Consider the following 11466-nt stretch of genomic DNA (forward strand, 5'->3'; position numbering starts at 1 on the left):
TTACTTAGGTGCTTCTAATCTGTTCCTTGATCTTTGAGATCATAGATCTCATTGAGTTCACGTTCTAGATATTTTCCTAAACGATGATATCCAGAATCTTTAATAACATAGTTATCTTCGATTCGTATACCACCAAAGTCAAGGTGCTTATTGAGCAGATCATAATTAATAAATTCGTGATGCAAATTTTGCTGTGCCCACATTTGAGTGAGTTCAGGTATGATATAGATACCGGGTTCTACTGTCACTACGTTACCTGCCTCTAATTTTTTTCCTAATCGTAAGGATTTTATACCGAAGGTTTTGGTGTCTTTTGGCTCGTCTGCGGTGTATCCCACATATTGTTCGCCAAGATCTTCCATATCGTGTACATCTAGTCCTAGCATATGACCCAAACCACATTGGAAGAATAAAGCATGTGCATGTGCCGCAACAGCATCTTGCGCATTTCCTTTCATGAAACCAATTTGGATTAATCCTTCAGCAAGTGCTTCGCAGGCTTTTAAATGGATGTTTTTAAAAGCAACTCCTGGCTTTAATGCTGCTTCAGCAGTTTTAAAAGCATTTAAAACAACAGCATATAATTCTTCTTGTAGCGGGTTAAATCTTTTTCCTACAGGAAATGAACGTGTTAAATCTGATGCATATCCTAGCGCAGTTTCAACACCAGAGTCATTTAGCAATATATCACCAGCTTTTATTTTATGATATTGGATATGATTGTGTAATATCTCCCCATGTTTGGTCACAATGGGAGGGTATGAAAATGACATTTGTCTATTTTGTGCAAGATGTTGAATAGCATTACTGATTTCATACTCATGCATACCCGGCCTTGTCATTTTGATTGCTAGACGATGCATATCCACAGCTACGTCCACCGCTTTTTCTAATTCTGCGATCTCTTCTGTTGCTTTTATATTGCGCTGTGTTACGACGGCTTGGATCATTTCGACAGATGGTTTGATCTGGTCAATGGATAAGCCTAATACATGTTGAAGTAATAACTTGTTGTGTGCTTGATAAGGTGGTAGGTAACGTACCTGATTACTATTTTTAAGCACTTTTTCCAAATACGGCTGGAGTTCATGAAAAGGTCGAATTGCTGCGATTCCTACCCATTGCGCTTTTTCTCTTAAAGTCTGTTGTTGACCCATCCATACAATATCATCAATGGTCATTTCATCACCAAATAAAAGAGTTTCTCCGGCATCGATATCGACAACAGTCGCTAATTTCGGACTCTTGATCCCGAAATAATATAAAAAACTACTGTCTTGACGGAAAGGATAGGTATTGTGTTCAAAATTGATAGGATTTTCAATGTTTCCTAAAAAAAGGAGAACACCTGATGAAAATTTAGAGCTTAGTTCTCTTCTTCTGTGGACGTATATTTCTTTTTCAAACATGATGGAATGCTTTTTAATAAAGTATAAATTTATGAAAATAGACTTGAACAAAAACATGTAAGACACCTATTTTTCTGATTGTGCTATTTTACGGTTGTTAAATGTTAAAAATCGGTTGGTATGTTAACCTATCGTTGCTTTAATTTTATCCTTTTAAACTTAATACTGCTTTCATTTTTCTTTAATATGTAGATCATTACTTTGCGCCAAATCGCTTAGCATGATGAAACCATACTCATTAAACTTATTTAAGAAAAGTACCCAAATGACACTCTGTGTAGCACTTCTATATGCTGTGCAGACAGAAGTGGTTTGGGCAAACAAAATTGCTTCTGTTTTACCTGTTGGAACAGCAATAGATCAAGAACTCATTAAAGGAGTGATTCGTGATCAGCAAGGTAATCCTGTAGACGGGGGAACCATCATAAACGAAGCCAATAAACAAAGTACAAGAACAGAATTTAATGGGAATTTTTCTATTAAGGGAAAGGTTGGAGATCGACTTCGGATTTCTTCGTTGGGGTATAAGACCCAATTTGTAGAGATCAGAAACGCTACTCTAGAGATAACCTTGGAAAAAGATGCATCAAAATTAGATGAAGTAGTTGTAACAGCTATTGGTATCAAGCAACAGAAAAAACAAATTGGATATGCAACACAAGAGGTGAAGGTCGATGTCTTAAAAGAGTCGAAAACCATGAACATCGGGACAGCGCTAACAGGGCAGGTATCAGGTTTGATTGTAAATAATCCTACGGGGATCTTCCAAGCACCCTCTTTTCAATTGCGTGGAAAACCCCCATTGATCGTGGTTGATGGTATTCCTGTGGAAACAGATTTTTTTGATATACCAAGTCAAAATATTGAGAACATCAATGTGTTGAAAGGTACAGCTGCTTCATCACTTTACGGTTTACGAGGTAAGGATGGGGCCATATTAATTACTACAAAAAGTGCTAAAAATGAAGGCTTAGAGTTTTCTTTTGGTACCACCAACATGTTTTCTGCAGGATTTACCGTTTTTCCTGAATCACAAAAGGAATTTGGAAGTGGATCAAATGGGAAATACGAATTTTGGGATGGAGCAGACGGGGGTATTTCTGATGGTGATATGGCTTGGGGTCCAAAGCTAAATGCAGGACTTAAAGTACCGCAATGGAATAGTCCGATCCGAGATAAGGTTACAGGTGAAGTGACACCATGGTGGGGCGACGTAAAAGGTACAAAATACGACGATAAATCACGCTATGAAAGAATACCAACAGATTGGGTGTCACACGATAACTTGGAAGACTTCTTAGGAACAGGATTGATTACAGAAAATAATGCTACGGTATCTTACCGCTCTGAAAAAGTAAGCATATTTGGTTCTGGAAAATATGCCTTTCAAAAAGGGCAGGTGCCGAATACAAAATTGACGACCGGAGGTCTGAATTTAAACACATCTTTTCGTTTTAGACCGGAAGTGCAGTTGGATTTGAATCTTTCTTATAATAAAGTTAAATCACCTAATTATCCTCGGTATAACTATGGTCCCAAAAATCATATGTATACCATTTTATTGTGGATGGGTAATGATGTCAATGGCAAAGAGCTTAACGAACATCATTATATTCCTGGTCAAGAAGGATATCGTCAAGCAAATTATAATTATGCATGGTATAATAATCCTTATTTCGCAGCGTACGAACTTAATCAAATATATGACCAGGACGTGTTGCAAGGTCAGACAGCATTAACTTGGAAAGTAGCACCCGATTTTACAATAAAAGGTCGTGCTTCTGCCAGACAAAAAAATGTTTTTCAGGATATGCAAAGCCCTAAGTCTTATATGAACTATGGTGATTCAAGAAATGGAGATTATAAAAACTGGGATAGTAATCAGTTAAATTTTGATGCTGATGTTTTGGCAACTTACAATAAGGAGTTCTCAGATCAATTTGGGCTTACCGTCAATGCGGGTGCTTCAACTTTTAAAAAAACATACCGTCAGTTATATCAAACGACCGATGGATTAGTAGTACCTTTTATATACAGCTTAGGGAATACGCAAGGACCTGTTAAAGCAGAAAGTGCATTTAGTGAAAAAATAGTCAGAAGTGCGTATGCCACTGTAAATTTTAATTTATTTAAATCAACATATCTTAATTTATCAGGACGTAATGACTGGTCATCTACCTTCTCAAAAGAAAACCAATCCTTTTTCTATCCTTCTGTATCACTAAGTTCCGTCGTGTCGGACTACTTTAAACTACCTGAGCAAATTGATTTTATTAAACTATATAGTTCTTGGGCATCAGTTTCATCCGATTTAGATCCGTATAGCATTTTAGCGACTTATAAAAAAGATGTAACTTATGGTTCTACACCTTCAGTGACTTATCCTGCAGGAATTGTGAATCCTAATATCTTACCACAGCAATCTAATTCTTTAGAAATAGGTGCCGCATTTGCATTATTTAAAAATAGATTATCAGCAGATGTAACATATTATGAGGTTATTGATAAAAACCAAATCATTGATTTAAGTATTTCTGCAGCTTCAGCTTTCACATCCCGTAAAGTTAATGCAAACAAGTTTCGCACTAAAGGTTTAGAGATCTCTTTAACCGGTAATATTATAAAACAACAAGAGTTCTCATGGACCTCAACAGTTAATTGGTCGAGAGCAGTAAAGAGACTGGAAGAGATTTATAAAGACCAGGTTAAAATGGGTAACTTAAAAATTGGTGATCGTGCCGATAGCTACTATGCAACAGTCTGGGAGAAATCAGCTGATGGACAATTGGTCCTTAATGCCAATACAGGTATGCCAATTCGTAATCCGTTTCCCCAGTATCTAGGATACTTTCAACCCGATTGGCAATTTGGTTTTGCGAACAGATTTAAGGTTAAAGATTTTACGGTCAATATAGATATCGACGGATCAATTGGAGGGGTTATGAATTCGACTACTATTGAAAAGATGTGGTGGGGAGGAAAACACCCTTCTTCAGTATTGTACAGACAAGAAGAATATGATGCTGGAAAACCTATTTATGTACCTGAAGGTGTTGTTGTAACCGGCGGTGAGCTGACTAGAGATGTTAATGGTAATATTACCTCTGATACACGTACCTATGCTCAAAATAGCAGAGCAGTAGATTGGCAGGCATGGAGTCAAAATTACCCTTATCAAGCTCGTGTCTCAGAAGCCGAAAACAAACTATTTGCCAATGTATTTGATCGTTCATTTGTCAAACTACGTCGCGTATCGATTAGCTATGATGTTAATAAACTATTTAAATTAAAGCATCTGAAAACATTAGACGCGTCTGTATTTGGTTACAACTTAGCCATGTGGAAAAAAGTACCATACCTAGATCCAGATTTTGGAGTGGGGAATGACGGTAATCTGCAAGATCCATCTACACGATATATTGGTTTATCTCTTGATTTTAAATTTTAAACAATTCTATAAGATGAAACTTGTTTTCAAACATATAATACTAGGGTTTGGTCTGCTTACTGTAATAGGATTGCAGTCATGTAAAAAATTGACAGATGTCAATATTAATCCAAATGAAGCATCTACAACACATCCGCAGGCGCTATTGACAAAAGTTGAATGGGATGCCTTTAGGACTTGGCATGGAACTTCGCCTTTATATGCATTAAAAATGATTGTGCAAACAGATGGTGAAAATGCCAACCAAATTTATAACTGGCAACGTGGTAGTTTTGAGCAGTATAGTTTTTTGCGTAATATCACTAAAATGACTGAGGAGGCAGAAAAGATCAGTGATAATAATTATCAAGCTTTAGCCAAATTTTTTAGGGCATATTATTTTTATAACTTAACCTTGACTTTTGGCGATATTCCATACGCTGAAGCTGCAAAAGGAGAAAGTTCTGAAATGTTTCTGCCGAAGTATGACACACAAAAAGAAGTTTTTGTTGGAATCTTAAAGGAGTTAGAAGAAGCAAATACTTTATTGAAATCAAATACCAATCCGATTAATGGAGATATTATTTATGGGGGAAATTCTGATAAGTGGCGAAAGCTGATCAATTCATTTCGATTAAAAGTATTACTTACTTTATCCCGTAAAAGTGCAGACTTTCCTATAGATATTAAATCAGAGTTTGCAAAGATTTATAAAGGAGAGACTTTGATCGCTGATGCCACAGGATCAGAGGACGGACAATTAATCTTTTTAAATCAAGAAGGTAATCGCTATCCCGAATTTAATTCAAGTGGTTATGGATCGGGTATGTATATGGACTCCACTTTTATTCAACGATTGCAGGATCATAAAGATCCACGTTTATTTGTTTTGGCCACACAAACACGTTTAGGAAAAGAGGCGGGTAAGGCACTTGATGATTTTAGTTCATATGAAGGCGGGGATCCTATCGTACCTTATGCAGAAGTCAATGAAAAAGCTGTAAAAGGGAAACTATCGAAGGTGCACGAACGCTTTTACAAAGATCCAACTGCCGAACCATTGGTTCTGATAGGCTATTCAGAACTACAATTTATAATAGCGGAGGCAATAGTAAGAGGATGGATTACAGGAAATGAGAAAGATTGTTATGTGAATGGTATTAAGGCATCTTTTAAATTTTATGAGAATTATGCTAAAAATTTAAATACCTACGTTGATGCATCACGTTTAGAAAGTTATTTGTCACAAAAAATGGTTAATTTGGATAACGCAAAAACTTCGGAAGAAAAACTGGAACGTATCCTTATGCAAAAATATTTACGCTCTTTTCATCAAGGAGGCTATACAGCATATTTTGATCATTTAAGAACGGGTTATCCAAGTTTGCTTAAAGCCGATAACGTAAAAATTGCTTACCGTTGGATGTATCCTCAAGACGAATACAATAATAATACGGTAAAAGTCTCTGAAGCGATTAAACGTCAATTTGCAGGCAATGATAATATAAACTTACAGACCTGGTGGTTGAAATAATGGAATCTAGAAGACAATTTATAAAAAAAGCGTCAGCATTAGCTGGCGCTACAGCAGTCGTTAATTGGTTACCTGAATCAATTCAACGCGCATTAGCTATTGAAGCACCGTTGGGATCGACCTATATGGACGCAGAGCATATTGTCTTTTTAATGCAAGAGAACCGCTCATTTGATCATTGCTTTGGTACACTCAAAGGGGTGCGCGGTTTTAATGACCCTCGAGCACTAAAACTACCTAACGGTCTTCCTGTTTGGATACAAGGAAATAAAAAAGGAGAATATTTTGCACCTTTTCATTTAGATATTGTTAATAGTAAATCCACTTGGATGGGTTCTTTGCCACATGGTTGGCGAGATATGGTAGCCGCGCGTAATGATGGCCGGATGGATAATTGGCTGGAAGCAAAAAGTTCAGGTATTAAAGATTATAAAGCTATGCCGCTTACGATGGGCTATTATAATCGGGCAGATTTACCTTTCTATTATGCATTTGCCGATGCTTTTACTGTCTGTGATCAACATTTTTGCTCTTCTCTGACAGGGACAAGCGCTAATCGCTCCTATTTTTGGACAGGAACAGTGCGCGAAAATCCACGTGACCCTGAATCAACCGCCCATGTGGATAATGGCCAAATCAATTACAAAGATGTAAGTTGGAAATCTTATCCAGAACGGTTAGAAGAATCTGGAGTATCTTGGAAGGTATATCAAAACGAACTGAGTATTCCTGTCGGATTTGAAGGTGAGGAAGAAGACTGGTTGGCCAACTTTACAGATAATAATCTGGAATTTCACAAACAATACGGTGTCCGCTATCACCCTGCGCACCGTACCTGGATGGAATACAAATTGAAACAGCTAGAAAAAGATGTAATCGGTTTAAAAGACTCAGTCGAAGAATCTAAGTTAAAAAAGCAAATTGAAGATCTAAAACAAGATTTACAGCGCTTTTCAAAACAGAATTTCGAAAAGTTATCCGATCTACATCAGGCCATTCATAAAAAAGCTTTTGTAACTAATATTGGTGATCCTGATTATCATCGGGTAGAAAAATTGGTTTACGAAGATAGCCAGGGTAAGCAGGAAGTTGATGTACCTGCTGGAGATGTGTTTTATCAATTTCGTAAAGATGTTAAAGAGAAGAACTTACCTACAGTGTCGTGGTTGGTAGCCCCATGTCGTTTTTCTGACCATCCTGGGTCGCCTTGGTATGGAGCTTGGTATGTTTCGGAAGCATTAGATATTTTGACAAAGGATCCTGAGGTCTGGAAAAAAACAATCTTTATATTGACGTATGATGAAAATGATGGATATTTCGATCATATTTCTCCATTTGTCCCACCTTTGGAAGGTAATAAAGATTCCGGAAAGACTGCTGTAGGTATCCATACGGCAGATGAATATGTTACTAAAGAACAGGAGCGGAGAAGAACAGGGAAAACCGATTCGGAACTGGAAAGCCCGATAGGATTAGGGTTTCGAGTTCCATTAGTGATTGCTTCACCTTGGTCTAAAGGCGGATGGGTAAATTCGGAAGTTTTCGATCATACCTCTTGTTTACAGTTCTTGGAACAATTTCTACTCCAGAAAACAGGAAAAGATATCAAAGAAACAAATATTTCCTCATGGAGAAGATTGGTATGTGGAGATTTAAATTCTGTATTTCGTAAAGTAACAGATACTTCCCTTGATTCTTTAGTTCCTGTTAATCGGGATCAGTATGTGGAGCGTATTTATAGTGCACGTGCAAAGAAATTACCAACAGAATTTGTACAGATCGCACCTTCAGAATTGGATCAAATTCGTAAAAAAGGTTTACCAACATCAATAAAAGCTATACAGGAGAAAGGTATAAAACCAGCATGTGCATTGCCATATGCATTGGAAGTCAATGCAGAGTTGGAACATAATAGTTTTGAAATTACTTTTGAAACTAAAGTTCCTGTTAAATCGAAGAAAAAAATTGGAGTTCCTTTTCAGGTTAGATCCCAAATGGCTTATGGAAAAGTAGGTGCAGGTCAGGTTTGGAATTTTGCGGTTAAAGAAAATGAACCTTTGAGGTATGCTTGGCATATGGATCAATTAAAGGGAGATAGTATCGAAATGGAGCTACATGGTCCTAACGGCTTTTTCAGAATGTTCAAGTTGCATAAAGAAAAGCCACATGCCATCATCGTTAAACAATATCACAAAAAAAACACCATAGCATTGGAACTGAAAAAGATTAATAAAGGACACAGTTATTTGATTAAAGATCGAAATTATGGTTGCTTTGAGCCTTTTTCGCTAGATCAATCTTTTTCAGGTACCAAAATACTTGACTTCAGCAAAAGCCATGGATGGTATGATCTTGAGGTAACTTGTAAAGAAGATCCAGAATTTTGTTTTGTATTTGCTGGACATATTGAAAATGGGATGCCAAGTAAGACTGATCCTTTAATGGGAGATGTAATTAATCATTCTTAGGTCGACCAATATATAATGTAGATCGTTGTTTTTTTTAAGATTCATAAAAAAAGCGCACTACATAGGTGCGCTTTTTTATCTGGCGATAAGATGACGAAATTCAAACAGCTTATGGATTAAATACCAGCATCATGTACAGAGCAAATAGAGCCAAATGAATGATACCTAAAATAGGAGTAGTTCTTTTCCCTAAAAAGCTGATCAAGCTTAGTAAGAGTGTCATCGTAAATAAAACAGTCTCTGTACCAGTTAATCCAAATAGAACTAATTTTCCTTTTAGTAATCCTACTAGCAGTACAGCGGGAACCGTTAAACCTACAGTCGAGACAAAAGCGCCATGACATAAGTTGATACTTCTTTGAAATTCGTTATTACGAGCTGCTTTAACCGCTGTAATAGACTCCGGGGTAAATACAATGATAGCAATAAGAATACCACCCAATGCTATTGGAAGTTTTGCGGTAGCAATACCATAATCAACCACCACTGCCATTTGATGTGATAGCAATACTATTGGTAGAATCATTAAAATAAGAAGGGCTGAACGAATCCATATTTCCTTTTTATCCTGAGATTTTGGGGCATCTTTATTAACAGAATTTTGTATCTGGCTAGGATATTGGATTTCAAGATTTCCTTTTGCCGGCTGTATGTATAAGTGACTATATCCTTTTAATTGATAGTAAAGAAATGCGATGTATACAAGTATAATTAAAGTTGAAATGAATATCGCTTGTAAAGTCGTAAATGCGCCATTGCCTGCTCCTTGAATAAAATTAGGAAGTAATAATGAAGTTGCTCCAAGTATTACAATCATTGAAAAATAAGACAGTGTTCCCTGAGCATTATATTCTTGTTCTTTATATTTGGCACTTCCAAGTAAAATGCAAAGTCCTACCACAAGATTCATGATAATCATCATGACAGAAAAGATTGAATCCTTTCCGATTGTTGGAGATTCTGCAGGACCAAGCATAACTGCAGCAATCAAAACCACTTCGATCGTAACGATTGAAAGTGTAAGGATAAGTGTTCCAAAAGGTTCACCTAACTTATGTGCAAGCTCGTCCGCTTCTTTTACAACACCGAATGAAGCGGTTAAAATTGTAGCCAAAAGAATAATAAATATGGTGATTGCCGATACAGGAGAAAATGTTGTTTTAAAAATCTGTTGGTCAAATACCATTAAACCGATGACAATAATCCAGATGGTGATTAATCGGATTATTGTTTTTGTACTCAGTATTGTTTTCATATTGTTTACATATATAAATTGCTGATACAAATATCTTTACTAAAAGTGGTATTAATTTTAACATTTGATAAAAACTATATGTAACGTAATTTTTTTGTTTTAGCGATAGATGCACGATTTCTAGCTCACGACGAGTATTTCTTATTATATTCAAGCCTGTATTCGTAATTTTTTTGTGTTGATTCGGAGTTACTAGATTCAATAATTGATATTTTTAGTATATTCGTTTTGATAACTATAATAAAAAATCTAAATCTTTGTTACAATTCTTTAAAAAATGTTAAGAAATCATTTAAAATATAGTGTTCTCTTTTGTTTATTGGGAGCAAGTGTAAGTTCATGTCAAACGGCAGATCAAAAAAAAGAACCCGAAGTAGAACATAATCCTGCAAAACAAGTCGTACCTGAAAGAGCTAAAGATTTGATCGGTCGTTGGGATTTGAATGTGGATAAAGATGGAAAAGTAGTACCATCTTGGATTGAAGTAAAACTATCTGGATTTAACACATTGGTAGGAAGTTATGTTGGTGACAGTGGCAGTGCTCGCCCTGTTTCTCATGTAAAGCTTGAGGATGGAAAATTTTCATTTGCTATTCCGCCACAATGGGAAGGTGGAGAAGGTGATTTTGTGATTGCAGGTGAATTGACGGCTACGGGTATTAAAGGGACCGTGACGACTAATAAAGGTGTTAGCTATAACTTTACAGGTGAAAAAGCACCTTATTTAAATCGTACAGGAACTGTTCAATGGGGAGAGGCTATTGAGCTTTTTAATGGTAAAGATTTGACAGGTTGGAAAACGATTGGTGGCGAGAATAACTGGTCGGTAAAAGAGGGTATCTTGACGAATGCAAAGGCGGGTGCTAATTTGGTAACAGATCAAAAATTTGAAGATTTTAAATTAGAAGCAGAATTTCGATATACAACCGGTGGTAATTCTGGTATTTATTTAAGAGGAAGATACGAATTGCAAATTGAAGACAGTCCAAAGGATCAACATCCAGGAAGTCTCTATTTTGGCGGTATCTATGGCTTTCTAGCTCCAAATGAAATGGCTACATTAGGACCAGATCAATGGCAGAAGTATGAAATTACATTGGTTGGAAGATTGGTGACTATTGTCGCAAATGGTAAGACGATTATTAATAATCAAGAAATACCAGGAATAACAGGTGGTGCGTTAGATAGTAAAGAAGGTGAACCAGGACCTATATATTTACAAGGAGATCATGCTCCGGTTGAATTTAGAAAAATAAAGATCACACCAGCTAAGAAATAATAACAATACAAATAAAAAAGCCTCTTTCTACTGCAGTGCCCCCAAAAAGTTAGACACTTTCTGGGGGCATTTTTATGAATAAGAAAAACAAGCA

General features: G+C 36.4%; 6 protein-coding genes. 4 read left to right on the top strand and 2 right to left on the bottom strand.

Annotated features, from left to right (window positions below; all coding sequences use genetic code 11):
- Positions 1-14 precede the first annotated feature (14 nt).
- Complete coding sequence (locus ACFS6I_RS22055; protein ID WP_380923804.1) at positions 15-1409, bottom strand: aminopeptidase P family protein; 1395 nt, start codon at positions 1407-1409, stop codon at positions 15-17.
- A gap of 220 nt (positions 1410-1629) precedes the next feature.
- Between ACFS6I_RS22055 and ACFS6I_RS22060 the strand changes: the two genes are divergently transcribed.
- The 3 genes from ACFS6I_RS22060 to ACFS6I_RS22070 are packed head-to-tail and all read left to right on the top strand — an operon-like array spanning position 1630 to position 8838.
- Positions 1630-4857 (top strand): SusC/RagA family TonB-linked outer membrane protein, encoded by a 3228-nt coding sequence (locus ACFS6I_RS22060; protein ID WP_380923806.1) that lies wholly within the window; start codon positions 1630-1632, stop codon positions 4855-4857.
- 13 nt (positions 4858-4870) lie between these two features.
- Complete coding sequence (locus ACFS6I_RS22065; protein WP_380923808.1) at positions 4871-6370, top strand: SusD/RagB family nutrient-binding outer membrane lipoprotein; 1500 nt, start codon at positions 4871-4873, stop codon at positions 6368-6370.
- Positions 6370-8838, top strand: coding sequence for a phosphocholine-specific phospholipase C (locus ACFS6I_RS22070; protein WP_380923810.1), 2469 nt, complete (start codon positions 6370-6372; stop codon positions 8836-8838). Before ACFS6I_RS22065 ends, ACFS6I_RS22070 begins: the two co-directional genes overlap by 1 nt.
- 109 nt (positions 8839-8947) lie before the next feature.
- Here the strand turns inward: ACFS6I_RS22070 and ACFS6I_RS22075 are convergent, their stop codons facing one another.
- Complete coding sequence (locus ACFS6I_RS22075; RefSeq protein ID WP_380923812.1) at positions 8948-10093, bottom strand: calcium:proton antiporter; 1146 nt, start codon at positions 10091-10093, stop codon at positions 8948-8950.
- Positions 10094-10370: 277 nt separating this feature from the next.
- Here ACFS6I_RS22075 and ACFS6I_RS22080 point away from each other — a divergent pair, with 277 nt between their 5' ends.
- A complete protein-coding gene (locus ACFS6I_RS22080; protein WP_380923813.1) occupies positions 10371-11372 on the top strand; it encodes a 3-keto-disaccharide hydrolase in 1002 nt (333 codons plus the stop codon).
- Positions 11373-11466: the final 94 nt, after the last annotated feature.

It is taken from the genome of Sphingobacterium anhuiense, assembly GCF_042686355.1.
Classification (GTDB): Bacteria; Bacteroidota; Bacteroidia; order Sphingobacteriales; family Sphingobacteriaceae; genus Sphingobacterium; species Sphingobacterium anhuiense.